At 67.7% G+C, this 24,960-nt stretch carries 29 protein-coding genes; 11 read left to right on the forward strand and 18 right to left on the reverse strand.

The genetic code is table 11. The features are described 5' to 3' along the window. Positions 1-219: 219 nt before the first annotated feature. Positions 220-657: a universal stress protein gene (locus AC1DKD_RS19015; RefSeq protein ID WP_045237308.1), complete on the reverse strand. Its 438-nt coding sequence runs from the start codon at positions 655-657 to the stop codon at positions 220-222. Between the two features lie 276 nt (positions 658-933). Between AC1DKD_RS19015 and AC1DKD_RS19020 the strand changes: the two genes are divergently transcribed. Beyond that, entirely contained in the window at positions 934-1,077 is a 144-nt protein-coding gene (locus tag AC1DKD_RS19020; RefSeq protein ID WP_441636669.1) for a hypothetical protein, read from the forward strand. Positions 1,078-1,160: 83 nt separating this feature from the next. Then, positions 1,161-1,580, forward strand: a complete 420-nt coding sequence (locus tag AC1DKD_RS19025) for a carboxymuconolactone decarboxylase family protein (protein ID WP_441636667.1) — start codon at positions 1,161-1,163, stop codon at positions 1,578-1,580. A 201-nt stretch (positions 1,581-1,781) separates the two neighbouring features. On the opposite strand, the gene AC1DKD_RS19030 is transcribed toward AC1DKD_RS19025, so the two are convergent. Next, the gene (locus tag AC1DKD_RS19030) at positions 1,782-2,003 is read right to left on the reverse strand and encodes a hypothetical protein (RefSeq protein ID WP_441636665.1); all 222 of its coding nucleotides are present in this window, start codon (positions 2,001-2,003) and stop codon (positions 1,782-1,784) included. A gap of 104 nt (positions 2,004-2,107) precedes the next feature. After that, positions 2,108-3,055, reverse strand: a complete 948-nt coding sequence (locus tag AC1DKD_RS19035; protein WP_441636663.1) for a LysR substrate-binding domain-containing protein — start codon at positions 3,053-3,055, stop codon at positions 2,108-2,110. A gap of 264 nt (positions 3,056-3,319) precedes the next feature. On the opposite strand from AC1DKD_RS19035, the gene AC1DKD_RS19040 reads away from it, so the two are divergent. The 3 genes from AC1DKD_RS19040 to AC1DKD_RS19050 all read left to right on the forward strand — a co-directional run bounded on the left by AC1DKD_RS19040 (position 3,320) and on the right by AC1DKD_RS19050 (position 6,695). Beyond that, complete coding sequence (locus AC1DKD_RS19040) at positions 3,320-4,270, forward strand: Bug family tripartite tricarboxylate transporter substrate binding protein (protein ID WP_477143571.1); 951 nt, start codon at positions 3,320-3,322, stop codon at positions 4,268-4,270. Positions 4,271-4,372: 102 nt separating this feature from the next. Then, positions 4,373-5,608 carry an aminotransferase-like domain-containing protein gene (locus tag AC1DKD_RS19045; RefSeq protein WP_441636661.1) on the forward strand — a complete coding sequence of 412 codons (1,236 nt, stop codon included), beginning with the start codon at positions 4,373-4,375 and terminating at the stop codon, positions 5,606-5,608. 58 nt (positions 5,609-5,666) lie between these two features. After that, a complete protein-coding gene (locus tag AC1DKD_RS19050; RefSeq protein ID WP_441636659.1) occupies positions 5,667-6,695 on the forward strand; it encodes a DUF6352 family protein in 1,029 nt (342 codons plus the stop codon). A 51-nt stretch (positions 6,696-6,746) separates the two neighbouring features. Here AC1DKD_RS19050 and AC1DKD_RS19055 read toward each other — a convergent pair whose 3' ends face one another. Both AC1DKD_RS19055 and AC1DKD_RS19060 read right to left on the reverse strand, forming a co-directional pair. Then, complete coding sequence (locus tag AC1DKD_RS19055) at positions 6,747-7,127, reverse strand: hypothetical protein (RefSeq protein ID WP_035869463.1); 381 nt, start codon at positions 7,125-7,127, stop codon at positions 6,747-6,749. Between the two features lie 101 nt (positions 7,128-7,228). Then, positions 7,229-8,140 carry a DMT family transporter gene (locus tag AC1DKD_RS19060; protein ID WP_035869461.1) on the reverse strand — a complete coding sequence of 304 codons (912 nt, stop codon included), beginning with the start codon at positions 8,138-8,140 and terminating at the stop codon, positions 7,229-7,231. Positions 8,141-8,301: 161 nt separating this feature from the next. Between AC1DKD_RS19060 and AC1DKD_RS19065 the strand changes: the two genes are divergently transcribed. Beyond that, positions 8,302-8,772: an Lrp/AsnC family transcriptional regulator gene (locus AC1DKD_RS19065; RefSeq protein WP_006158020.1), complete on the forward strand. Its 471-nt coding sequence runs from the start codon at positions 8,302-8,304 to the stop codon at positions 8,770-8,772. Positions 8,773-8,781: 9 nt separating this feature from the next. Here the strand turns inward: AC1DKD_RS19065 and mdcH are convergent, their stop codons facing one another. Genes mdcH through mdcA form a run of 7 tightly spaced genes read right to left on the reverse strand, consistent with a single transcriptional unit; the run spans position 8,782 to position 14,955 of the window. After that, positions 8,782-9,720, reverse strand: a complete 939-nt coding sequence (gene mdcH, locus AC1DKD_RS19070) for a malonate decarboxylase subunit epsilon (RefSeq protein WP_441636671.1) — start codon at positions 9,718-9,720, stop codon at positions 8,782-8,784. Further along, positions 9,717-10,367, reverse strand: coding sequence for a malonate decarboxylase holo-ACP synthase (locus AC1DKD_RS19075; RefSeq protein ID WP_477103294.1), 651 nt, complete (start codon positions 10,365-10,367; stop codon positions 9,717-9,719). The genes mdcH and AC1DKD_RS19075 overlap by 4 nt, the downstream gene beginning before the upstream one ends. Before the next feature lie 32 nt (positions 10,368-10,399). Continuing rightward, complete coding sequence (gene mdcE / locus AC1DKD_RS19080) at positions 10,400-11,230, reverse strand: biotin-independent malonate decarboxylase subunit gamma (RefSeq protein WP_477103295.1); 831 nt, start codon at positions 11,228-11,230, stop codon at positions 10,400-10,402. Then, positions 11,227-12,078, reverse strand: coding sequence for a biotin-independent malonate decarboxylase subunit beta (locus AC1DKD_RS19085; protein ID WP_477143567.1), 852 nt, complete (start codon positions 12,076-12,078; stop codon positions 11,227-11,229). Before AC1DKD_RS19085 ends, mdcE begins: the two co-directional genes overlap by 4 nt. Then, positions 12,075-12,389, reverse strand: a complete 315-nt coding sequence (locus tag AC1DKD_RS19090) for a malonate decarboxylase subunit delta (RefSeq protein ID WP_477143568.1) — start codon at positions 12,387-12,389, stop codon at positions 12,075-12,077. The genes AC1DKD_RS19085 and AC1DKD_RS19090 overlap by 4 nt, the downstream gene beginning before the upstream one ends. Further along, entirely contained in the window at positions 12,389-13,297 is a 909-nt protein-coding gene (locus AC1DKD_RS19095; RefSeq protein ID WP_477103296.1) for a triphosphoribosyl-dephospho-CoA synthase, read from the reverse strand. The genes AC1DKD_RS19090 and AC1DKD_RS19095 overlap by 1 nt, the downstream gene beginning before the upstream one ends. Next, positions 13,297-14,955 (reverse strand): malonate decarboxylase subunit alpha, encoded by a 1,659-nt coding sequence (gene mdcA / locus AC1DKD_RS19100; RefSeq protein ID WP_477143569.1) that lies wholly within the window; start codon positions 14,953-14,955, stop codon positions 13,297-13,299. Before mdcA ends, AC1DKD_RS19095 begins: the two co-directional genes overlap by 1 nt. Before the next feature lie 418 nt (positions 14,956-15,373). Between mdcA and madL the strand changes: the two genes are divergently transcribed. Next, complete coding sequence (madL, locus tag AC1DKD_RS19105) at positions 15,374-15,784, forward strand: malonate transporter subunit MadL (protein WP_441629220.1); 411 nt, start codon at positions 15,374-15,376, stop codon at positions 15,782-15,784. Between the two features lie 9 nt (positions 15,785-15,793). After that, entirely contained in the window at positions 15,794-16,582 is a 789-nt protein-coding gene (gene madM, locus AC1DKD_RS19110) for a malonate transporter subunit MadM (RefSeq protein WP_441629222.1), read from the forward strand. 139 nt (positions 16,583-16,721) lie between these two features. On the opposite strand, the gene AC1DKD_RS19115 is transcribed toward madM, so the two are convergent. The 6 genes from AC1DKD_RS19115 to AC1DKD_RS19140 form a co-directional block, all read right to left on the reverse strand. Continuing rightward, positions 16,722-17,294 carry a hypothetical protein gene (locus AC1DKD_RS19115; protein ID WP_441629224.1) on the reverse strand — a complete coding sequence of 191 codons (573 nt, stop codon included), beginning with the start codon at positions 17,292-17,294 and terminating at the stop codon, positions 16,722-16,724. Next, on the reverse strand, positions 17,291-17,692 hold the full coding sequence (locus AC1DKD_RS19120) for a T6SS effector amidase Tae4 family protein (protein WP_441629226.1): 402 nt from the start codon (positions 17,690-17,692) through the stop codon (positions 17,291-17,293). The genes AC1DKD_RS19115 and AC1DKD_RS19120 overlap by 4 nt, the downstream gene beginning before the upstream one ends. Positions 17,693-17,964: 272 nt before the next feature. Continuing rightward, entirely contained in the window at positions 17,965-18,879 is a 915-nt protein-coding gene (locus tag AC1DKD_RS19125; RefSeq protein WP_441629228.1) for a LysR family transcriptional regulator, read from the reverse strand. 110 nt (positions 18,880-18,989) lie between these two features. Beyond that, positions 18,990-19,754: an SDR family NAD(P)-dependent oxidoreductase gene (locus tag AC1DKD_RS19130; RefSeq protein WP_441629230.1), complete on the reverse strand. Its 765-nt coding sequence runs from the start codon at positions 19,752-19,754 to the stop codon at positions 18,990-18,992. Positions 19,755-19,796: 42 nt separating this feature from the next. After that, a complete protein-coding gene (locus tag AC1DKD_RS19135; protein WP_441629232.1) occupies positions 19,797-20,975 on the reverse strand; it encodes a thiolase family protein in 1,179 nt (392 codons plus the stop codon). A 46-nt stretch (positions 20,976-21,021) separates the two neighbouring features. Then, positions 21,022-21,819, reverse strand: coding sequence for a crotonase/enoyl-CoA hydratase family protein (locus tag AC1DKD_RS19140; protein ID WP_477143570.1), 798 nt, complete (start codon positions 21,817-21,819; stop codon positions 21,022-21,024). A gap of 458 nt (positions 21,820-22,277) precedes the next feature. On the opposite strand from AC1DKD_RS19140, the gene AC1DKD_RS19145 reads away from it, so the two are divergent. The 3 genes from AC1DKD_RS19145 to AC1DKD_RS19155 all read left to right on the forward strand — a co-directional run. After that, positions 22,278-22,739 (forward strand): MarR family winged helix-turn-helix transcriptional regulator, encoded by a 462-nt coding sequence (locus AC1DKD_RS19145; RefSeq protein WP_441629236.1) that lies wholly within the window; start codon positions 22,278-22,280, stop codon positions 22,737-22,739. A gap of 4 nt (positions 22,740-22,743) precedes the next feature. After that, entirely contained in the window at positions 22,744-24,807 is a 2,064-nt protein-coding gene (locus AC1DKD_RS19150; RefSeq protein WP_441629238.1) for an FUSC family protein, read from the forward strand. Between the two features lie 33 nt (positions 24,808-24,840). Next, positions 24,841-24,960, forward strand: a 120-nt coding sequence (locus tag AC1DKD_RS19155; RefSeq protein WP_477143572.1) for a DUF1656 domain-containing protein, incomplete at its 3' end; no start/stop codon positions are given.

Here is a 24,960-nt window from a genome sequence, read left to right on the forward strand (position 1 = left end):
CCCAAACTCGCATCGCCTTAAGGCGATACTCAAACATGGGTCCCTCTTTTCCGCTCTTTTTGCCTGCCGACGAGGCGCCCCATACGGCCTGGTACACCTTGACGGCTCGCTTCGCATCGCGGGTGGGTGTTTGCCGCCCCTCGGGCGGCAAACACGGATACACCGAATCTTTGATCGGGCGGTAGCGTTTTTATCCTCGACTCTTCGGCCTTTCGGGCCTTACTTCTTCCCCGGTGCTTTCACCAGCACTACCGGGCACGGCGCGTGCGCCAGCACGCGTCCCGCTACCGAGCCAATCACCGCATCGAAGAATGAGCCGCGTCCGTGCGTGCCCATGACGATGGCGCGCGCGTCCACGCTGGCGGCATAGGCGACGATGCGTTCCGGCGCGAAGCCGTGCAGTGCGTGCTGCTCGAAGGCGATGCCCGCGGCGGCGAGGATGTCCGCTACGGATTTCATGGCTTTCTCGCTTTCTTCCTGGTGCCAGGCGTCGATGGTGTCCTTGCTGACGAAGGCGCGCACCTGGCCGGTGACTTCGGGCGTCACATGGACCACGTGCACGGTAAAGCCGCTTTGCAGCAGCTTGCCCTCGACGATAAAGCGGGCGGCTGCGTCGGCAAAGGGCGAACCGTCGGTGGCGAGCACAATGTTGGTCATGGCGGCTATCTCCTGGTATGGCTGCAATCGTTGTYGGAAAGGGGCGGCGCCTGCATGTGTGTTGGGGGCGGCCACTGCGATCATCATGGCACCCGCGTGCCGGCCTTGCCAGGATCCAGATCAAATTGCGTGCATCTTTCCGCGCTTTGGCGATGTCGTTCCTTGCCGTTTTGACGGCTTCTTTGCACCGCGCCACGGGCATCTAAGCGCCTTTTTGATGTGCCGGAGCCTACCCTGCAGATAGGAAAACTCTACCGGTTGTTCCGGCTTGCCGCCATGTGGATCTACTATCGGTTGGCGATCGGCGCGCTCGCCGTGCTCGCGTTGATCGTGCTCTTTGTCAGGGAATTCGGGCTGGCCAGCGCCATCGCGCGCCGCGAGGAGGGCTTTGCGCGGGAGCCCGACGAGCAAGGTCCATGAGGGGGGGGGGCTGGCCCGTGGACAAGTTGCCGGCCGCGGTTCAGACTGCCGGTGCGCATGCAAACGGCAAAGGAGGGCAGCAAATGACGCAAGCCAGGCAAGATCCCACCGCTTATACGCAGACACCGGCTTTCGAAGCCGGCCGGGAGGTTCGTTCGGAGGTCATGGGGGCGCAATACGTGCAGCGCGCTTTCGAGGCCGCGCAGCAGCAGGGCGATGTCGGCCTGCAGCAACTTGTCACGGAATTCGCCTGGGGCACGGTGTGGACGCGCGAAGGGCTCGACCGCAAGCAGCGCAGCCTGGCCACGGTGTCGATGCTGATCGCGCTCAACCGGCCGCAGGAACTGACCGGGCATTTGCGCGGGGCGCTGGCCAATGGCGTGACGCCGCAGGAATTGCGCGAACTGGTGGTGCACAGCGCGGTGTACTGCGGCTTTCCGGCGGCGCTCGATGCGGGCCGAAAGCTGACGGATGTACTGGAGGCGGCTGGCGCGAAGGAATGAGGGGAGCTTGGTGGCGATCGCCCGCCGGGCTTGTCAGCGCTGCAGCGCCTGCGCCGCGAAACTCACGAGGTAGCCGCTGCCCAGGCAGGCGGCAATCCATCCGGCGAGGATCAGGGCAGTGTCTTTGATGGTCATGATGCGTTCCTGCTGTCTGTCAGTGCGTCCCGGACGGGGCGGTGCGCGCCGCACCGCCGTTGCCTTTCATACCGCGAAGCCGAACGGATAGTCCTGGAATACCGTGCGGGCGCCGTCGCTGAAGGCGTCGACCTTGCGCGCGCCGTTGGTGTAGGCGTCGGTGGCGCGGTGCACGTAGCCGTAGTCGTCCCCGGCGTGCGTGCCGGCGGCAAAGGCGGAGTTCAGCGAGAGCAGGGCGGTGCCGGCGATGGCGGCAGCGAGGAGCAGGCGGGCGGTGGTGACTTTCATGATCTATTTGTCTTGTTGAAATCGGGAGAACATGTTGCGTCTCCATGTGACAAAGGATAGATCTGGCACGGATCTGGCGCGCGGCCCTGTATCGTATTTAATGTTCAAATTTTTTGATTAATCGTCGCTTGCTGTTCCAGGCGTTCTGCCTGGCGGGCCGCAAAATCCTGCGCCGCGGCCAGCAGCCACGTACGCAGGCGCGACATGGCGTCGCTCACGGGCCGCGAGTCGGGCACGACGAGGTAGTAGGCGCGCTGCGAGCGCATGGCTTGCGCCACCGGCATCACCAGCAGGCCCAGCGCCAGGTATTCCTCCACCAGGAAACGCGGCACCAGGCCGACGCCCAGCCTGGCGCGGGCGGCGCTGATCACCATGCTATGGTGGTCGTAGCGCGTGCCGCGCATGGCGTTGACGTCGCCGACGCCTGCGGCTTCCATCCAGTTCTTCCAGTCGAGCCGCCGCGTCGAGAGATGCAGCAGCGGCGCCTGCGCGATCCGCTCTGCGCTGACCGGCGCCTCGCCGGCGAAGAAGTCCGGATGGCAGATCGGCACGGATTCCTCGTCGAACAGGGGATCGGCGCGTCCGCCAGGGTAGTTGGCCTCGCCGTAGTGGATGGTGGCGTCATAGGGCGTGCCATCGAACAGGAATACATCCGCCTGCGCGCTGAAATTGACCACCACCTGCGGATGCTGCGCATAGAACGCGGGCAGCCGGGGAATCAGCCATTCCACCGCCAGTGTCGGCACGCACGCCAGTTCCACGATGCCGCCCGCGCCCTCGTGCGCCATGATGTCCAGCGTATCGCGCTGCAGCTTCTGCAGGCTTTCCCGCACCTGGTAGCCGTACAGGGAACCGGCCGGGGTGAGGCTGACGCGCTGGTTGGCGCGATGGAACAGCGCCACGCCGAGCTGGCTCTCCAGCGTGGCGATCTGGCGCGAGACGGCGCTCTCGCTCAGGCATAGCTCCGCCGCGGCGCGGCGCAGGTTCTGGTGGCGGGCGGCGGCTTCGAAGGCGCGCAGGCTGCTCAGGCTGGGAATGCGGGAGGCGCTCATGGTCTCAATGCGTTGGTGGGAATCCCCTGGCGGGAATGGGTTCTGCAACTTGATGTAAAAAAGTCATCATCCTATGCGTAAATCTCGCTTGATGTAAAAAAGTTGATGACTAAAAATGCCGATCTCCGGGAACCCAGCGTCCTGGGTTCCCGCGTCCCCCGCCCCCCGAGAGACGGACCACGAGAGGGGACATCACAACCATAAGGAAACGAGGAGACCGGCATGAATCGACTGCTTCGCATCATCGGCCATTGCGGCATTTCAATGGGCCTGCTCGCGGCGGCCACGGCCAGCGCGGAAGAATTCCCCAACAAGCCGGTGCGCATCATCGTGCCGTACCCGGCCGGCGGCACCACTGACATGGTGGCGCGCATGATCGGCGACCAGCTCACCGCGATGTGGAAGCAGCCGGTGCTGGTGGACAACCGTCCCGGCGCGGGCGGCATCGTGGGCACCGGCGTGGCGGCCAAGTCGCCGGCCGACGGCTATACGCTGCTGATGGGTTCGGTCGGCGAGTTCGGCATCAATCCCACGCTGTACAAGAAGCTGCCCTATGACGCCGCGGCGGATTTCACGCCGGTATCGCTGGTCGCCAAGGTGCCCAATGTAGTGGTGGTTTCGCCGGCGTTCGCCGAGCGCGCCCGCGTGCAGACGCTGGCGGAGTTCATCACCTACCTGAAGGCCAATCCCGGCAAGGTGAACATGGCTTCGGCAGGTAATGGCACCTCGACCCACCTGGCCGGCGAGTTGTTCCAGCGCATGACCGGCACGCAGATGAGCCACGTTGCCTACAAGGGCAGCAGCCCGGCGCTGGCCGACCTGATGGGCGGCAGCGTGGACGTGATGTTCGACAACCTGCCGGCGTCGATCCAGTTCGTCCGCTCGGGCAAGCTCAAGGCGCTGGCCGTGACCTCCGCCGGCCGTTCGGCGGCGCTGCCCAATGTGCCTACCGTGGCGGCGGCCGGTCCGGTCGAGGGCTTCGACGCCAGCCCGTGGTTCGGGCTGTTCGCCMCCAAGGGCCTGCCCGCCGCGCTGGCGCAGAAGATCAGCCGCGACCTGGCACGCGCCACCAGCGATCCGGCCATCCAGGCCAAGCTGCGCGAGCAGGGCGCCGAACTGGCGCCGAACACGCCCGAGGCATTCGCCGAGCTGGTCCGCAACGACCGCCGCAAGTGGGGCGAGATCGTCAAGCTGTCCGGCGCCACGGTCGACTGAGCGCGGCCGACGCCAGCCCCGCGCATGCTGCCGCGCGGGGCCGGCCAGATTTCTCGCAGTACGCCGCGCAGCCCCGCCTTTGCCTCTCTCCGCCAGCATCCCATGAGCACGCCAGTCCATCCGTACGCCTTCGCGCCCGCCATGCGGGAGCCGCAGGGCTCGCCCATCCGCGAACTGTTTCCCTATATGAGCCTGCCGGGCATGATCTCCTTCGCCGGCGGCTATCCCTCCCCGGCCAGCTTCGATGCCGGCGCGTTGCAGGACGCCGCGGCCAGGGTCATGGCCAGCGACCCGGCACAATGCCTGCAATACGGGCCGACCGAAGGCATGCCGGCGCTGCGTCGCGAGTTGTCGGCATTGATGGCCGGGCGCGGCGCCCCCCTGCCGCCCGAACAGATCGTGGTGACATCGGGCTCGCAGCAAGGGTTCGAGTTGCTGGTGCAGGCCTTCGTCGCGCCCGGTACGCCGGTGTGGGTGGAGACGCCGACCTATCCCGCCGCCGTGCAGGCGCTGCGGCTGGCCGGCGCCGCGGTGCGCGGCATCCCGTCCGACCAGGACGGGGTGTGCGTGCAGACCCTTGCCGCCATGTTGGCTGACTGCCGTGACGAGGAGCGGCCACGGCTGCTTTACCTGGTGCCCACTTTTGCCAACCCGAGCGGCCGCACGTTGGCGCTGGAGCGCCGCCGCGCGCTGCTGGCGCTCGCCGCGCAGCATCGCATCGTGGTGGTGGAGGACGATCCCTACGGCAGCCTGCGTTTCGACGGCGAGCCGCTGCCATCGCTGTTGTCGCTGGCCGCGCAAGACCCCGCGCTGACGCCCTGGGTGATTTACCTCGGCAGTTTTTCCAAGACCATGGCGCCCGGGCTCCGGCTGGGCTGGATGGCGGGGCCCGCCGAGATCCTGCGGCGTGCCGTGATCGCCAAGCAAGTGTCCGATCTCTGCACGTCGCCGTGGCTGCAACTGGCGATGGCCACCTGCCTGGCCGCTGGCCTGCTGGCCCGGCAGACCGCGCGCATCATCGACCTGTACCGCCACAAGCGCGACCTGATGGTGCGGGCGCTGGCCGATGCCTTTGGCCCCGCGCTGCGCGGCGAAACCCCGCAGGGCGGCATGTTCCTGTGGTGCGAGATCGAAGGCGTGGCCGATGCGGCGAGCCTGCTGCCGCATGCCATCGCGGCGCGGGTGATGTATGTGCCGGGCGCCAGCTTCAGCGTGGGCGGGCAGCGCTCGGGCGCGCTGCGGCTGTCGTTCGCCACGGCTTCGGATGAGCAGATCGTGCAAGGCGTGGAACGGCTGGCGCAAGCGGTGCGCGCCAGCCAGGGCGGCGCGGCGGGCTGAGCCGGTTCCGCCTATGGGATACTGGGGCGATCTTCCAGCCCCGGTATCCCCGCTCACCATGCCCGCTTCCTGGCCTCGCGACGCCTGGCCCCATTCCGGTTTCGACCCCGCCGCCCGCGACAGCGACGGCAAGTTGCTCCCCGGCGATCACTTGCTACGTACGTGGTGGCGCCGTCCCGAAGTGGCGCCGGTGGAGGCGTCGTGCGACGCCGAGCGCGCGCTGCACGCGGCGCTGATCGCGGATCCCCGGCGGCCGGTGGCCGCCGGGGAGATTGCCGCGCTGCAGGATGCCGATGCGCGCGAGAACTACGGCGTGGTGCTGGCCATGCGCGAGCGCCTGTTAGCGGCGCCCACCGTCGAGGCGGCTTACCTGGATATCTTTCGCCAGGGCAACGTGACCGTACCGCCGGTCTTTATCGACCAGCTCGCGCACCTGATCGTGCACGGCATCCTGCATGACAACCCCGACCCGATGGAATGGCGCGCGGCGGAACTGTTCTCCCGCGCGCAAAAAGTGTCGTTGCAGGAGGGCGCGGTCATGCTGGCCGATGCCGAAACGGTCGAACTGCACGCATCGGGGAGCGTCTACGGCGAACTGGGACGCTTGCTGGCGCAAGCGCAGATTCCCGCGCGCAAGGTCGAACTGGATGTGCTGGATCGCGACAACGCCCCGGCTTACTGGACCCGCAACGAACGCCGCGACACCGTGATCCGCTTCGCCAGCGGCAGCGCGGCGCTCGGGGCGTTCAGTCGCGTGCTCGCACGGTGGGTGCGGCACTTCTTCGGGGTGGAAGTGACGGTGATGCCCTTGAGCGCGATCGAGGACCGGCACTGGGCCTGGCACATCGGGCTGGACGCGCAGGCCACGCAGATCCTCAACGATCTGTACCGGGGGGAGGAACTGGAGCCGGAGCGGCAACGGCGCATCCTGTCGCTGTTCCGGCTGGATTTTGCCGATCCGTCCGTGGTCAGGCCGGACGTTGCCGGCCGCCCGGTCTATCTGGCCGCGGCGATGAACGAGGCCGGCGTCTTCAGGATGAAGCCGCAGAATCTGCTGCTGAATCTGCCGCTGGCCTCGGTGTCGTAGGCACTTGCCGCAATAGCAGCAGTGCCAGCAGAAGCAGCCATGTCCTCGCCATCAGCGGCGCCAGTCGCGATCACGGTCGCGCCATTCGTGCTCATGCTCATGGCGCTCGCGTTCGCGCCAGCGCTGCTCGCGCCATTCGCGTTCACGCCACTCGCGCTCGCCGCGGCCATAGTATCTGGGACCGTAGTAGCCAGGTCCCGCCACCACGACCGGCTGGGGCGCGACATATACCGGGGCTGCTTCGTAGACCGGCGCGGCGCGGTAGACCGGGGCCGGCTGGTAGACGGGAGCCGCCTGATAGACCGGAGCAGGGGCGACGAACACCGGGCCGGGCAGGCCGATGCCGATGTCCACGTCCACGCGCGCGAAGGCCGCGCCTGAAGCAAGGCCCGCGACAGCGGCAAAGGCGCAAAGGGTGGCAAGTTTCCGCACGGGTGACTCCGGTTAGTAGTTGCCGCCACTGTAATGCGGCGCGCCGTTGTCAGGTATTAGCGGGCCAATACAACTGTGTCTTCTTGTAACTCCGGTGGAAATCAAGCGCTGCGCCACGGCAGGCGCCGCCCCAGCCAGGGCGCCAGTGCGGAGGTTGCCACGCCCAGCGCGATCAGCGCGAGCCCGGCCGAGAGATCCGCCGAGATGCGCTCCTGGAACGCCACCGCCGACACCACCAGCCCGATCACCGGCACGCACAGCATGGCGATCGAGGTCGCGGCGGGCGGCAGGGTCTGCGTCATGTTGAGCACCACGATAAAGGTCAGCGCGGTGGCCAGCGGCCCGGTATAGAACAGCAGCGGCCAGATCTCGGGCATCGACAGGAAGTGCGGCGCGCCGTCGCGCAGCAGGGCCAGCAGCACCAGCGGCACCGAGGCGACCGCGGTCTCCCACGGGATCATGTCGGCGCCCAGCCGCACCGCGCGGTTCGCGCGCAACTGGATGATGCTGAGCGACCAGGCCAGCGACGCGCCGAGCAGCATCACCAGGCCCACAGCGGTATGCAGCTGCCAGTCGCGCAGCGCCGGCGCGATCATCAGCGCGATACCGGCATAGCTCAGGCCGGTGGCGATCCATTGCGGGCGCGACAGCCGCTCCTTGAGCACCAGCGACGACAGCGGAATCACCCAGACCGAGGTGGCATAGGCAATCACCGAGGCGCGGCCCGGCGGCACGTACTGCAGCGCCCACAGCGCCAGCGCGGTGAAGGCCGCCATCTGCAGCAGGCCCACGCCGATCACCAGCGGCCACTCCTGCCGCGTCGGCAGCCGCAGCCGGCGCAGGGCGCCCAGCACCAGGAAGCTGATCGCGGCGGCCGAGACAAAGCGCGCGGCGGCAAACCACAGCGGGCTGACGTGGGTCAGGCCCAGCTTCATGACCGGCCAGTTGCCGCCCCAGATCGCCACGGCGCAGGCGAGGGGAATAAACCGGCGCCATCCTTGTTGTGCTTGCATGCTTCTACTCGATTCCGTGACCAGATTGCCCCGCCGCCGCGGATGGGTGGGGGAGGCTGGAAAGTCTACGGTCTATTGCGCCGCAGCATAAACCGAAGCCAACTGCAAATCCCGCTCGCTGCGGCATAGAATGCTGCTATTCGAAAAAGCGGGAGCGCAACGTGCTGGACATTGACCTGGACGCCACGGATATCCGGATTCTCAACGAGCTGCAGCGAGACGCCAGCCTGACCAATGTGGAGCTGGCCAGCCGCGTCAGCCTGTCGCCCTCGCCGTGCCTGGCGCGGGTCAAGCAGCTGGAAAAACAGGGCGTGATCTCGCGCCGGGTGACGCTGCTGGATGCGCGCCGGCTCGGCCTGAAGGTGGTGGTGTTCATCCAGATCTCGCTGGACAAGCAGCGCCGCGAAACGCTCGATGCCTTCGAGCGGCGTATCACCACCTTGCCGCAGGTGATGGAGTGCTACCTGATGTCGGGCGATGCCGATTACCTGCTGCGCGTGGTGGTGGCCGACGTGGAAGCGCTGGAGCGGCTGATCATCGACCAGATCACGCGCATCCCCGGTGTGTCCAGCATCCGTTCGAGTTTTGCGCTCAAGCAGGTGCTGTACAGCACGGCATTGCCGCTGGGCTGAGGCGCTGGCTCAGGAGGACGCCCGCAGCGCTTCGCGCGCCGTGAGCGCCACCACGCTGTCGATGCGCGTGTCGGCACAGGCCACGGCGATGCCGTCGGACAGCAGGGGCGCGGCCAGCCGCGTCAGCACATTGCCGGGCGGCATTTCCACCGCCAGGCGCACGCCGCATTCGCGCGCCAGCAGCATGGTCTCGTGCCAGCGAACGGGCACGGCGAGGTTGCGCGCCAGGTCGGCGCCGATGCGGGCGGGGTCGCGCAACTCGCGCGCCGCGCTGGCGCTGAAGTAGCGCAGGCGCGGCCGGTCGAGGCGCACGTCGGCGAAGGCATGAACGAGCGCGTGCGCCGCGCCGTCGAGCAGGGCGCAGTGCGAAGGCACGCTGATGGCGATGGGTTTGGCCGCATGCGCGCCGCTGTCCAGCGCCAGTTCCGCGACGCGCGCCATGGCCGGTGCGGCACCCGCGATCACGAACTGGGCGGGCGCATTGAGGTTGGCCAGGTAGACCGGCGATCCCGGCCCGTGCACCTGCGCGATCACGCGCTCCAGCGGGCCAAGTTCCATGCCCAGGATCGCCGTCATGCCATAGCCGTCCGGATATGCCTGCTCCATCAGTTGGCCGCGCAGCGCCACCAGCCTGAGCGCATCAGCATAGTCCAGCACGCCCGCGCACACCGCGGCCGGGTAGGCGCCGATCGACAGGCCTGCCACCGCATCGGGTTTGGCGCCCTCGGCAAGCAGGCAGCGCGCCATCGCCACGCCGGCGATCAGCAGGCTGAGCTGCACGGCCACGGTGGAGGCGAGTTCGGCCGCACTGTCGAGCGCGAGCGCATCGCGCCCGAGTGCGTCGCTGGCTTCGTCGAGCGCGGCGCGCACCGCCGGATGAGCGGGCAGCGCGTGCAGCATGCCGGGACGCTGGGCGCCCTGGCCGGGGAAGGTGAACAGCGTGCTCATGGCGTGCTGCAAATCAGGGGGTGCCATGGATCGTTGCTCATGACGGGACCGTTCGCCGTCTTGAGCAGCACGCGGCCTCCCGTGCGTGCGCGTTCGCGCAGCGCAAAGGCGCCGAAGGGCGTGGACACCTGGATATCGATGCGGACATCGGTAGCGTCGAGCAGGGCGGCGAGCGCCCGTTCGGTGCCCGTGGCAAGCGGCACGGTGGCGGTGACGAGCAGATCGAGATCGCTGCCGGCATGCAGCACATCGATGCCGGAGGCGAGCGTGAAGCCGGTTCCGCCCGTCACGCCCCAGTTCACCTGCGCATCGTCCAGCAGCGGCGCCACGCGAGCGAGCGCGGCCAGCGCCGGCAATTCCCGGCGGCGTGGATGGTCCCGCCAGCGCGCCTGCCGCGCGATCATGCCCGGCGTCACCACGCGCGCCACTTGCGTATCGGGCAGCCACGCCGCGTGGCGCTGCGCGCGCGTGGTGCCGCGCAGCCCGACCGGGACGCGGGCACCGTCAAGGCGGTCGCGCCGCACGACAAGCGGCGCACGCGCCAGCCATTCGACCGTCGCCCAGGCAGGCAGCGCATTGGCACCGGCGAAGGCCTGCGGGTCGGTGAGCCACAGCAGGTCGTGTGGCAGCAGCGTGCGTGCGGTCATGTCATTGCCCTGCGGCGCGGCATGCCATGGCTTCAGTCCTGCCACTGCTGCGCGAGTACTTCGCGCACGCGGCCGGAAGCCTGCCGGTTTTGCCCGCCGAGGCGGCTGCGCAGATCGGGCTGCGGGTCGGCCTGGATATCGGCCAGCGCCGCCAGCAGCGCGCCCTGCACGGCGTCGAGATCGGCAGCATCCGGCTGCGCGGCGTGTTTMACGCCGATCATTTTCCACAGCAGCCCCAGCGTGGCGTAGTTGCCGATGTCGTACGCCATCGGCGGCACGCTGGCGGCAAAGCTCTCCAGGTCCTCCACGCTGCGCATGGTGATGCGGGCGGCGGCCTGCTTGCCCATCGCGTGCACTTCCACGCCGGCATCGTCCAGCGCGATCAGGCGATTGGCCTGGTAGCCGTGCGCCAGGAAGGCGCCGGACATGGCGCGCCCGACCAGCAGCGCGATCACGGGATGCCCTTGCAGCCGCGCCGTGGCGTAGGCGCCGGCCGCGCCGGCCAGGGCCTGGTGGATGCCGAAGGCTTCCTCGCGCCGGCCATAGGCCTGGCTGGGCGTATCGACGATGGCGACAATGGGCCGCCTGATCGCGGCGTCGCGGTCGGCCTGCACGGCTTCATGCACCGCCTGCGCGAGCGACCAGCCTTCGAGCAGGCCCACCTCGCCGCCGCGCACGCGCGGGTAGGCGTTGGCAGCGTCGGGCACCACCGCGATAAAGCGTGCCGGCCGACCGCCAAGCTCCGCGTCGGCAACCTGCACGGTGGCGGGATAGCCGGGGCGGCGCGGGGCGTTGCGGGTCAGCGCCGCGAGCCAGGTTTCGCCGCGGCCTGGGGCGCTTGCTGTACTCGTGCTTGTACTCATGACTTTGCTCCTGGTGCGTAGATGGCGCGGACGGTCTCCGGCTCCGGCTGGCGCGCCGGATCGTATTCGGCCAGGCATTGCAGGTAGTGCGCGTAGCGTTCGCTGCGGTGCGCGGCCGGCACGCCGCCTGCCAATAGCGCTTGCACGGCGGCACGGATGGCATCGCTGTCGTCGTYGACGTAGCGGTCGGCCAGGCCGGTGGCGATGCGCTGCTCGCCGCCGGTAAAGCTCCAGATAAACGGCCGGTCGCGCGAATCGTATTCAGCGACGCCCGCTTCCTGCTCGATCACCTGCGGGCCGTTGAGGCCCAGCCGCGCTTCGCGCGTCACCACCAGGTAGCTGCACAGCCCCGCCGCGATCGACATGCCGCCGAAGCAGCCCACCGTCCCGGCGATCACGCCCACCACCGGCTGGTAGCGGCGCAGGTCGACGATGGCCGCGTGGATGTCGGCGATGGCGGCCAGTCCCAGATTGGCTTCCTGCAGCCGCACACCGCCGGTCTCGAACAAAATCACGGCGCGCGTGGGCACGCCGCGGCGGTTGTCCTGCGCGGCCAGTTCCAGCGCRCCGGCGATCTTGGCGCCGCCCACTTCGCCCAGGCTGCCGCCCTGGAASGCGCCYTCGATGGCGAGSACSACGGTGGGCTGTCCGCCGATGCGGCCCTTGGCCACCACAACGCCGTCGTCGGCCTGCGGCACTACGCCCTGGCGTTCCAGCCACGGCGAGACCAGTCGATCGAACGGGCCCGCCAGTTCGCGGAAGCTGCCGGGATCGAGCAGCGCATGCGCCCTTGCGCGTGCGCCCAGCTCGACAAAGCTCTCGCGCGTCAGTAGCGATGCGTGGTTCATGATTGCTCCCCGCCATCGGTGCCGAGCGCTTCGAAGGCTTCCGCCAGCCGCATGCCCACCACCCCCGGCGTGGCGCYGAAATCGTGGATGCGGATACGCATGGCGGCGCGCGGTTCGGCGCTGAACACGCGCGAGAGCTGCGCGTCCCAGACCTTGCCGTAGCCGTCCACCGACGTGGTGACATGGATGGTGGTGGTGCCGGACGTACCGGGCTCGACCATCACTTCAAGGTCGCCGGAGCCGACCACGCCTACCAGCACGCGCTGGCTTGCCGGCGCACCGGCGGGATATTCGAACTGGAGCTGTTCCATTAGTTGTCTCCTTGCACGGGGCAATGTACCGGCGGTGTCGCGGATGGCAACCGGTCCAGGAAAAAAGTGGCGGCGAGCAGATCGGCCGCGCCGCCGGGCGAGGCGTTGCAGGCCAGCATGCCGGCTTCCAGGCGGCGCAGCAGGCGGCGTCCGGCCAGCGTGGCGATGCCGCCTGCCGCGAGCACCTGGCTGGCGCCTTCCTGCATCAGCGCAAGCCCTTCGCGGCCGGCGCGGGCCAGCACGCAGGTATCGTCGAGGCGGCGCATGATCGCCAGCAGCGCGTTGACGCGCGCGCTGGGCTCCGCGTCGCCGCGCGCGCGGCTGCGCCGCAGCTCAGGCAGGCCGGCGCGTAGTACATGCGGGAAGCCTGCCTGCGCCTGGCCGCGCGCGCCGCTGACGCCGTAGTCGATGCACGCGCGTTCGCCCTTGTTGCCGGTGTGCGCGGGGCGATGGCGGTCGGGCAGGCGCGCGATGGCGCCGGCGGTCCGTGCCACGCCGTGCGCACTGCGCGTATCCCGGTGCAGGCCAGCCGCGCCCACCAGCAGGCCCAGGCTCCAGATCGCGCCGCGATGCGTGTTGATGCCGCCGGTGGCGCGCATCATGGCGGCCTCGGCGTCCCGGCCGAGCGCGCCCAGCCGCTCGCGCAGCGCCACGCCGGGCCGGGCGGCGCGCATGCCCGCTGCCGCCATTTCGGCGAAGGCGGGGTGCAGCGCGCGCGCCGAGACGCGCATCAGGTCCAGGTTGAGATCGGCATGCGCGCCATTGCCGCGGCCATCGACCAGCCCGGGCTTGGGCGACAGCGCGGCCTCGTCGATCAGCGCGCTCACGGCGAGATCCGCCAGCGCAATCGCCTCCGGTTCGAAGGCGCCATCGATGCCCGGCCCGGCGAGCCATGCGGGGCTCGCCATCACCAGCTCCGGAACCGTGCGGGCGGCTCGTACAGCCCGCCCGACCAGTCGACCAGGTCGGCCATGCTCTTTGCCGCGAGCAGCGAACGGGTTGCCTGGCCGCGTTGCACGCCGAGATCCTCCGGCAGCGCAATCAGGCCGTCGCTGCGCATGCGGCGCGTAGTGGCGGGGTCGTGGCGCAGTCCGATCGGCGTCACGCCGGCGACCGCCGCCAGCATGGCGCGGCGTTCCTCCAGCGAGCGCGCCTTGTAGAGATACGCGATGCCTTCCTCGGTCAGTACATGGGTTACGTCGTCGCCGTAGATCATCACCGGCGCCAGCGGCATGCCGCTGTCCTTCGCCACCTGCACCGCGTCGAGCGATTCGACGAAGGTCGGCTTGCCGCCGGCCTGGAAGGTCTCCACCATCTGCACCACCAGCTTGCGGCCGCGCGCCAGCGGATCGTCGGYCTCGATCAGGTCCAGCCAGGCGGGCGTGGGATGACGCCGCCCGCCGGGGTTGTGGCCCATGTTTGGCGCGCCGCCAAAGCCGGACAAGCGGCCGCGTGTGACCGTGGAGGAATGGCCGTCGCCGTCGATCTGCAGGGTGGAGCCGATGAACAGGTCCACCGCATACTGCCCGGCAAGCTGGCAGAAGGCGCGGTTGGAGCGCATCGATCCATCGGCGCCGGTGAAAAACACATCGGGCCGCGCGGCCACGTAGTTCTCCATGCCGAGTTCGCTGCCGAAGCTGTGCACGCTTTCCACCCAGCCGGATTCGATGGCGGGAATCAGCGTGGGGTGCGGGTTCAGCGTCCAGTACTTGCAAATCTTGCCCTTGAGTCCGAGCGACTCGCCGTAGGTTGGCAGGATCAGTTCGATGGCCGCGGTATTGAAGCCGATGCCGTGGTTGAGCGATTGCACCTGGTGGCGCTCGTACACGCCGCGGATCGCCATCATCRCCATCAGCACGTGCACCGGCTTGATCAGGCGCGGATCGCGCGTGAACAGCGGCTCGCAGAAGAAGGGCTTGTCCGCCTGCACCACGTAGTCGATCCACGAGCCGGGGATATCCACGCGGGGCAGGCCGGCGGGGTCGTCCACGATCTCGTTGACCTGGGCCACCACGATACCGTCGCGGAAGGTGGCGGCCTCCACCAGCGCCGGCGTGTCCTCGGTGCTGGCGCCGGTGTAGAGGTTGCCGTCGCGGTCGGCCTTGTAGCCGGCGATCAGCACGATGTTCGGCGTCAGGTCCACATAGAGTCGCGCGTACAGCTCAATGTACGTGTGGATGGCGCCGACTTCCAGTTGCCCGTCTTCCAGGAACTGCGAGATGCGCAGGCTCTGCGCGCCGGCAAAGGCAAAGTCCAGCTTCCTGGCGATGCCTCGCTCGAACAGGTCGAGGTGTTCCACCCGGCTCACGCTCGGGATGATCATGTGCAGTCCGTGCACCTTGGCCGGGTCCACCCCGGCCAGCGAGCGCGAGAGGAAATCGGCCTGCTTCTGGTTGTTGCCCTCCAGCACCACGCGGTCGCCCGGCGCGGTGATGGCTTCGAGAAAAGGGATGATGTCGGCGGTGGGCACGACGCGGCCGCTGGCAAAGGCGGCGCCGCGGGCAAGGCGGCGGCGCTTCTCCGTGCGGCGGGTGTCCCACTGTCTGTCCGTGGCTGGGTTCGGCATCGCGTCTCCGGTGTGCTTGATGCGGGTGATGGCACCAAGATACGCACGGCGTGCGGCGCAAGCAATGACGCTGCCCGCGGCATCGTTACTCTAGGTGTAAGTGTTGGCGGCACGACATGCAAGCCGGTCACTCGCACTGCGTGCGGACCGAACGCCGCTGCGCGGCGGGCAAATGCCTGTCCGGTCACTACGAGCATTCAAGGCTCCTGGCGCGACGTTAATCCCATGCTAACGATTCACTCCCCGGGTTGATTGATGCGCTGCGGCGGCTCGCCTAGATTGCATCCATACCGGACGGATGTGCGCGCACAAGCCCGCTCCCTGCACCGGCGGACCCGCCGCCCATAGAGCGGGCCAAACACAAACCCGGAACCAGCCTGCGCGCAAGCATGTGGACAGGCCATCAGGAGACAGCACCATGATCATCTACGGAACCGCCTTGCTGGCGCTCTGCCATCTCGCCGGCCTGTTCCTCGGCGAATTGCTGGGGATTGCCATCGGCGTCAAGGCCAATGTGGGCGGCGTCGGCATCGCGATGCTGCTGCTGATTTCGATACGGCTCTATCTGCACGGGCGCGGGCTCTTGCCCAAGGAGACCGAAGCGGGCGTGGGCTTCTGGGGCGCGATGTATATCCCCGTGGTGGTAGCGATGGCTGCGCAGCAGAACGTGGTGGCCGCGCTGCGCGGCGGGCCGGTAGCCCTGATCGCGGCAATCGGCGCGGTGCTGGTGTCAGCCTGCTGCATCGCCGTGCTCAGCCGCACCGGCGACCACGCGCCCTTGCCGCCGCTGCCGTCCCCTGAAGCCACCCCCAGCCACGCTTCGCACTGAGAGGCCGCCATGTCGATTTCCTCCGCACAATCCATTCCCCACCTGCTGGATACCATCCTGTTGCAAAACGGCCTGGTCACCGCCTTCGCTGCCGTTGGCATCATCATGTGGTTGTCCTCGCGCCTGTCACGCTGGCTGACCTTCGGCCGTGTCCATGCCTCCGCCATCGCCATCGTGATAGGCCTGCTGCTGGCTTACTACGGTGGCATCGCCACCGGCAAGGAGAAGGGCCTGGCCGACATCTCGCTGTTCTCCGGTATCGGCCTGATGGGCGGCGCCATGCTGCGCGATTTCGCCATCGTCGCCACCGCCTTCGAAGTGCAGGTCACGGAGGCGCGCAAGGCGGGGCTGGTAGGCGCCATCTCCCTGCTGCTCGGCACCATCCTGCCGTTTATCGTGGGTGCCGCGGTGGCGCGCGCGTTCGGCTACAGCGACGCGGTCAGCATGACCACCATCGGCGCCGGGGCGGTGACGTATATCGTGGGGCCGGTGACCGGCGCCGCGCTGGGCGCCAGCTCCGACGTGATCGCGCTGAGCATTGCCACGGGGCTGATCAAGGCCATCATCGTGATGGTGGGAACGCCCATGGCGGCAGGCTTCCTTGGCCTGAACAACCCGCGCGCCGCGATGGTGTTCGGCGGGTTGGCGGGTACTGTCAGCGGTGTATCGGCGGGGCTGGCGGCGACGGATCGCAGGCTGGTGCCTTATGGTGCGCTGGTGGCGACGTTCCACACTGGCCTGGGGTGCTTGCTGGGGCCGTCGTTGTTGTTTCTGGCGACCAAGGCGGTGGTGGGTTAGTCGACGCCGTCCGGATGAGAGGCGCTCGTTGCAGCAGTGGCAAGCTCGTTTGCTGGATTTCTGATTTGCCCGCTGCAACCATCGCGCCGATGCGCCCTCCCTTATTCCGGATCTCGTTGTGCTGCGCAATCAGGAGGGTTCACGGATGGTTGTCCCGTGGCGCGACGGCGATCAGATTTTTCGCGTCTTCCGCACTTAGCCATCCCGTCCCAGCGCGGCACTGAATCTCGATCCGCCTCGGTGGCAGGCTCTCTTGACGCCCAATTGCGCACCGTTCCCACCTCGCCGCACGGAAGAGCGTTGGTGAGCCGTCAGCCTCGGAGCTTGCAAGTACGGACACTTCCTTCTTCAGGATCACCAACGTGGGGAAATCGCTGCTGCGCTGTATTTCGCGGATGCTGTGCAGGTATTCATTCTCGACCTGGAGCTTGTGGACATAGCTTGCCGCCGATGCGCCGCCAACTAGCAGCACAAGTACGACGAGCCGGACGAGCCAGTTGGTCCAATGGGAAGCAGGGCTCCGAAACCAGAAAATACCAGCTAGCAGGAAAAGGGCCGCAGTGCCAAGCGACCAGGACGCAGTCTGCGCAAGTCGCTGCCCTGAACAATCTTCTCCGCAAATCGGGACAAATCGAGCAAGCGGCAACGAAGCCAAAAGCCCAATGACTGCGCCGATGGCACTTAACAAGACAACGGAAGCCACACGTTTCACTTGATGTCCCAAAACAATATTTCGCTTGAGTTGCCCAGATCAGAGTAAAAGGGCGTGGCATTGACGCCGACCACAAAGCGCAGGAAGTTGGTTACTGCACCCTGAGCACTGCTTGACGTCAACCTGGAGCCATTCCAGAGGTCAATATGACCGCCAGTTGCGTTGGACTGGCCTGAGCGCCTCCAATAGTTCTTGAATGCGACAATGCCAGTACGACCCTTGATTTTCCTCTGCCATTCGGCGCCGGTGATATTTTCCGGTACACCAATGCCGGCGAACGGCTTTAGCCGAAGCCAGTCCGTTTGGCTTGCTCGCTCCCATGACTTCTCCATTGCGGATTCAAATACGTGCCAGATCGGTGTCGATGCGGCAGCGTAGCGCAGTAAGCGAATTTGCATGCGGAAATTTCCGGATACATGCCTGACGCCCACGTTTGGTCCGCTAGAAGGGATTGGCCAGGAATTGGGCGCAACTGCTCAGCCTGTTTGGCTATGTGCAGATTGGCTATTGCACGAAAAATGGTCACGGGTTCGCACTGGGTGCGAGAGCAAGTGCAGAATCCGTTCGGATGGACGCCAAGTGGAATCGCCCCCGCGGCGCCCTTGGGGACGCCTGAGGCGTCACCAATAACGTACTCCACAGGCGTTTGCGCAGAGTCCGTTGCCGGTATCTAGCTCGGCGCCCGCATCGCCAACCTGCACACCGCCGCCAGCGCCAGCAGGTTCGGATCCCGCTCGCGCCGCCGCAGGAAGCTCAGCCCGATGGTCTGGCGCAGCCGGTATTGCGAGGACAGCGGGATCAGCGTCACCTTGTGCGGGAACACGTCGCGCACGCGGCCTGGCAGCAGGGCGTAGCCCACGCCGCCGCTGACCAGGTTCATCAGCGAGAAGATGTCGCCGACCTTCATCACCACATTGGGCGTGAAGTCGGCAATGCGGAAGGCCTCCATAAAGCCTTGATAGGTGATGAAGCCCTCGCTGAGCGTGACGAAGGGCTCGTCCCTGCATTGCCGCAGGTCGATGGATGCTTGCTGCGCGTAGGGCGAATCCGCTGGCGCGGCGAAGTAGATCTCGTCCTCGAACAAGGGAATGGACTCGATCTCCGTATCCGGCTCTGGCATGGCCATCAGCGCCGCGTCGATGGCGCCTTGCTTGAGCTTGAAGAGCAGGTCCGCGTTGGAGCCCAGCACGAGTTCCGCCTGCAGTTCCGGCCGCCTGACCTTGATGCCGATCACCACGTCCGGCACGGTGCGGATGGTCAGCGAATAGAGCGAGCCGATCTTCATGTGATCGGCCGAGTACCCGGCGGCCTGGCGCGTGGCGCGGATGCCGTCGGCCATGGTCTTGATCACATCGTCGGCCACATCCGCCAGCACATGCGCGGCTTCGGTCGGCAGCAGGTTGCGCCCTTCGTGGCGGAACAGGGCGCAGCGCATGCCCTCTTCCAGCGAGTGCAGCGCGCGATGCACGCTGACGGTGCTCACGTCCAGCGCCTCGGCGGCTTTGGCGAGGTTGCCGGTCTCCATGTAGGCAAGCAGGACTTCCAGCTTGCGGAAGGTGATTTCTTCGTTGATCCGGTTTCGCATAGGAGGCGCGGCGTTCGTGCGTGCGGTGGCGGTGACCGGAGCATGATAACCAGATTCGAAGCCGCGCGGCCCCGTGGACAGCACCGGGGCTTCGCAAGCGGCGCTTTGGTTCAGCGCGGCGTCATGCGGATCGCGCCGTCCAGGCGAATGGTCTCCCCGTTCAGCATGGCGTTTTCCAGGATATGCAGCGCGGTCGAGGCGAACTCATCCGGCGTGCCCAGCCGCGCCGGGTGCGGCACCGAGGCGCCGAGCGATGCGCGCACGTTCTCCGGCAGGCGCGCCAGCAGCGGCGTATCGAACAGGCCGGGCGCGATCGTGCAGACGCGGATCATGCGCTGGGCCAGGTCGCGCGCCGCCACCAGCGTCATGCCGACGATGCCGGCCTTGGCCGAGGCGTAGGGGATCTGCCCGATCTGCCCTTCGTAGGCGGCTACCGATGCCGTCAGCACGCAGGCGCCACGCTCGCCGTCGACCGGTTCGTTGCGGGCCATGCGCGCCGCCGCGAGACGCAGCGTGTTGAAGGTGCCGACCAGGTTGATGCGCACGATCGATTCGTACTTTTCCAGCGAACCGGGCTGGCCGTCCTTCTCGACCAGGCGCACCGGGCCGCCCACTCCGGCGCAATGGATCAGCGCGCGCATGGTGCCCAGGGCGTCCGCCGCGTCGAACACGCGGGTCATCTGCGCGGTATCGCAGACATCGGCCTGGACAAAGCGGGCCAGCTCGCCGAGTTCCCGCACGGCGGCGGCGCCATTCTCTTCGGACAGGTCGGCGATCACCACGGCCACGCCGCGCTCGGTGAGGCGGCGGGCGCAGGCGAGGCCCAGCCCCGAGGCGCCCCCGGTGACGACGGCGGACATGTTGGCAAGTTTCATCTGGACTCTCCTCGTTCTTGGTATGGATGCACAGGTACCGGCTCAGAGCCGTTCGATGATGGTGGCGTTGGCCATGCCGCCGGCCTCGCACATCGACTGCAGGCCGTAGCGCTCGCCGCTGTCTTCCAGCGCGTGCAGCATGGTGGTCATCAGGCGCGCGCCCGAGGCGCCCAGCGGATGGCCAAGCGCGATCGCGCCGCCACGCGGGTTCAGGCGCGCGGGATCGGCGCCGAGCGCGCGCTGCCAGGCCAGCGGCACGCAGGCAAAGGCTTCGTTGATCTCGTAGTGGGAAATCGCATCGAGGCCAAAGCCGCTCTTTTCCAGTGCGCGCTTGCTTGACGGGATCGGGGCGGTCAGCATGGTCAGCGGGCTGTCGCCGCACGCATCGAAGGCCACGAAACGCGCCCGCGCATTCAAGCCCAGGCGCGAGGCGGCGCGTTCGCTCATCAGCAGGATGGCACAGGCGCCGTCGCTGATCTGCGAGGCATTGCCCGCGGTTACGTTCCAGCCGATCTGCGGGAAGCGCTGGCCCAGCGCCTCGTCGCGAAACGACGGCGCCAGCGTGGCAAGGCGCTCGGCCGTGGTGGCGGGGCGGATGGTTTCATCGTGCTGGACCAGGCCGGCGGCGGTGCGGATCGGCAGGATCTCGCGGCGGAAAGCGCCAGCTTCTTGCGCCTGGTGCGCGCGCTGGTGTGATTGCGCGGCGTAGTTGTCGAGGTCGCCGCGCGACAGTTCCCACTGCGCCGCGACCAGCTCCGCCGCCACGCCCTGCGACACCAGCCCGGGCGCGTAGCGCGCCTCGAAGGACGGCCCGTAGGGGTTCTGCCCGATGCGGCCGGAGCCCATCGGCACGCGGCTCATCGATTCGATGCCGCAGGCGATCACGATATCGTAGGCGCCCGCCATGATGCCTTGCGCGGCAAAATGCACGGCCTGCTGGCTGGAGCCGCACTTGCGGTCGATGGTGGTGGAAGGCACATGCTCGGGAAAGCCGGCCGCCAGCCACGCGACGCGGCCCGGCGTGGCGGACTGCTCGCCCACCTGGCTGACGCAGCCGGTGATGACGTCTTCCACCAGCCCTGGGTCCAGCTTGTTGCGCTCCACCAGCCCGGCCAGCACCTGCGCCAGCAATTCCGTGGGGTGCAACCCGGTAAAGGCCGAGCCGGGCTTGGACCGGCCCATGGGGGATCGGATGGCGTCTACGATGACGGCTTGCTGCATGGCGGTGCTCCGGATGTGCGGGGATGGAAGTTGGTGTGGTGCCGGATCAACTGCCGGTGAACGCCGGCTGGCGCTTGTCCAGGAAGGCGGAGACCGCTTCCCGGTGGTCCGCGGTCTGGTGCGACAGCGCCTGGAAGCCGGCCGACAATTCCAGCAGCGTATCCAGCCGTGTGTGCAGCGCTTCGCGCAGCAGGCGCTTGGCCAGCCGTACCGCATGCGGCGGATTGGCGGCGATGYGCTCCGCCAGTTCATTGGCCGTGGGCAGCAACTGCTCCGCCGGCACGACGCGCGAAACGAGATTCCACTCCAGCGCCTGGCGCGCATCGATGACCTGCCCGGTAAAGGTCAGCTCCGCCGCTCGCGACAGCCCGATCACGCGCGGCAGCAGCCACGCGCCGCCATCGCCCGGAATGATCCCCAGTTTGACGAAGCTCTCGGCAAACTGCGCCTGCTCCGAGGCAATGCGCATATCGCACATGCACGCCAGATCGAGGCCCGCGCCCATGGCCGCGCCATTGACGGCGGCAATCACCGGCACCTCCAGGTTGAACAGCGCCAGCGGCAGCCGCTGGATGCCCAGGCGATAGTCCTGGCGAATCTCCATGCCCGGCACCTGGCCTGAGGCCTGGCGCTCCATGTCGCGGATATTGCCGCCCGACGAGAACGCGGAGCCGGCGCCGGTGATGATCACCGCGCGCACGCTGGTGTCGCGGTGGATGCGGTCGATGGCATCCAGGAAGTCGGCCACCGCGGTATTGCCGGTGAGCGGGTTGCGCCGCTCGGGCTCGTTCATGGTCAGGGTCGCGATGTGGCCCTGTTGTTCATAGCGCAGGAAGCTGGTCATGCGGAGTCTCCTAGTTGGCGTGTCAGGCGTGTCTGCTTGGCCTTGCTCTGGTGACGAATGTCATGGCTTGGGAATGCTGGCACGATCGGTGCTGTTGCCGGGCGGGGACGACACCATCATCCTGGTGGGCCGTTCGGGCTAGTCGGCGCGCGGCGCCGGTGCCGGGCACGAGTGCGCTGGCGGCCATGGCGGCCAGCGGCAGGCGGCGGACAGGGTGCATCGGGTCTCCTCTTGTACCCCGGCTCCGGGGCCGGGTTTATCCCAAAAGGCTAAGGGACCGTGCCGCTAGGTGTCCAATATTCATTTCAGCGGCAGTGATATCCCATGGATATCGGCGGCGGCGAGCTTGCACTGCCGTCCTGCGGTCCGTGTGCTGCATTATTCGCACGACGCAATACGATATTGCTTCGCATGGTGATCATTTGCATCCTAACTATATGGCTGCTATCATTTAGTCCATGCCTCCTATCGACGCCCTCCGTTTCGCCTTTACCGGCCAGCTCATGCTGGCCGGCCGCCAATGGCGCCAGATCTCCCAGGGCGCCGTCACCGCCTACGGCATTTCCGCCGCGGCCGCCGGGCCCTTGTTGTTTATCCGCCGCCTTGGCGGCGGTGTGCGCCAGGTCAGGCTGGCCGACTATGTGGGGCTCGAAGGCGCATCGCTGGTGCGCTTGCTCGACCAGCTCTGCGCCGCCGGCCTGGTGCGCCGGGAGGTCGATGCGAACGACCGGCGGGCCAATACGCTCTGGCTGACCGACGCCGGCGAGGCGCTGGCCGAAAGAATCGAGATCGAACTCAAGCAAGTGCGCGCCACGGTCTTCGCCGACATCAGCGAGCAGGATTTCGAGGGCGCCATGCGCGTTCTCGACGCACTCGCACGCGCCGCCGAGTCCGCGCCCAATACCGCTTCCGGGTCCTGAGAACATGTTGAGCTGGCCAACCGGAAGAGACTGGATCTTTTCCTTTAAAGCCTTTGCAGCGGCCATGCTGGCGCTGTTCATCGCGCTGTACCTCGGTCTGCCGCGCCCCTACTGGGCGATGGCTTCCGTGTATATCGTGGCGCATCCGCTCACCGGCGCGACCCGCTCCAAAGCGCTGTACCGCGTGCTCGGCACGCTGCTGGGCGCGGCCGCGGCGGTTGCCATGGTGCCGCCGCTGGTCAATGCGCCGGTCTTGCTGATGGCCGCGGTTGCGTTGTGGATCGGGGTCCTGCTCTATATCGCCCTGCTGCACCGTACGCCGCGCAGCTATGTGTTCATGCTGGCGGCCTATACGCTGCCCATGGTGGCGTTGCCTGCCGTGGGCGATCCCGGCGGCGTGTTCGATCTCGCGGTGGCGCGCGCCGAGGAAATCTGCCTGGGCATCCTGTGCGCGAGCATCGTCGGCTCGACCATCTTCCCGGCCAAGGTGGCCACGGTGCTCGGCCAGAGATCCGCGCAATGGCTGGCCGATGCCGCGTTGTGGGCCACCGATATGCTATCCGCGCAGCCGGCCGCCAAGGTCTCGCGCCATCACAGCCGGCACCGGCTGGCCGCCGACATCCTCGCGCTCGACCAGTTGATCAGCCAGCTTTCTTACGACGCCGAAAGCGCCGCGCGCGTGAAGCACGCGCAGGAGTTGCGCGGCCGCATGACCATGCTGCTGCCCGTGCTGTCGTCGCTGGCCTCCGTGGTGGAGGCGCTCCACCAGCACGCGGCGGGCGTGCCCCGCCGGCTGTCGCAGAACATGGCGCAGGTCTCGGCGTGGATCGGGGAGGGCGCGCAAGCGCCGCTGCCCGCGTTGCAGTTGTCTCCTGCCGCGCCCGCCGATGACGCGGGTCTCGATGCCGGCAGCGCCGGCCCGGACTGGCACGCCGCGCTGGCCGCCACCGCCGAAGGCCGTTTGCTCGAACTGATGGAGCTGTGGCAGGACTGCGTCTCKCTGCAGCGCCGCATCGGCGAGGCCGCCCCGCAGGGCGACTGGACGCCGGTGTTCCAGCGCTGGGGCGTGGGCGCGGCGCGGCACTACGATCACGGCATGCTGCTGTTCTCCACCGCCACGACCGCCCTGGCCATTTTCTGCATGGGCCTGGTCTGGATCTGGACGGGCTGGGCGGACGGCGCCGGCGCCGTCGCGCTGGGCGCGGTGTCCTGCTGCTTCTTTGCCGCGATGGACGAGCCGGCGCCGATGATCCGCTCCTTCTTCCGCTGGAACGTGGTCTGCCTGGTCTTGGCAACGGTCTACCTGTTCGTGGTCCTGCCCAACGCGCACGACTTCGAGATGCTGGTGCTGATGTTCGCGGCGCCTTACCTGCTCATCGGCCTGATGATGGCGCAGCCGCGGCTTGCGCTGATCGCCATGCCGCTGGCGGTGGTCACCGCCAACGATATTGGCCTGCAGGGCGCATACAACGCCGACTTCAATGCCTTCTTCAACGGCAACGTGGCGGGTATCGCGGGCATCCTGTTCGCGCTGGTGTGGACCCTGGTGGCCCGCCCCTTCGGCACCAGGGCGGCGGTGCGCCGGCTGGTGCGCGCGAGCTGGGGCGACATTGCCCGCAATGCCACCGGCCGCGAACCCGGCGAGCACGCCAACCTGCGCGCCCGCATGCTGGACCGGCTGGCGCAGATCGTGCCGCGGCTGGCCGCCAGCGAGGATGAAACCACCAGCGACGGCTTCACCGAAGTGCGCGTCGAACTCAGCACGCTGGCGCTGCAGCGCGAGCTGCCCGCGCTGGCGCCGGAACACCAGCGTGCCGTGCGGCGCGTGCTGCAGGGCGTGGCCAGCTACTACCAGGCACGCCTGGATGCCAGGGCCGAAGCCCCGCCGCAGGTGCTGCGCGAGCGGATGGGCAAGGCGATCCGCAAGGTGGCCACGCGTGCCGACCAGGCCTCGCGCGAGGCGTTTGCCGCGCTGGTGGAAATGCACGTCGCCTTGTTTTCGGCAGCGCCCCTGGCGATGAGCCCGGCTGTGGCTCAGGCCGCAAGCCCGGCCGGAATGGAGAAATGAGCATGGAATCGATCAATACAGCGAGCAATGGCAATGAGCGGTGAAGTCGACGTCTATGGTGTGTTTGTCCCGAGCCTGCTGGCGTGGATGCTGGTGGCTTTCCTGATCACCGCCTGCACGCGCGCCGTGCTGGCGCGTGTGGGCTTTTACCGG

The sequence above is a fragment of the Cupriavidus sp. 05T313 genome, from assembly GCF_056396665.1.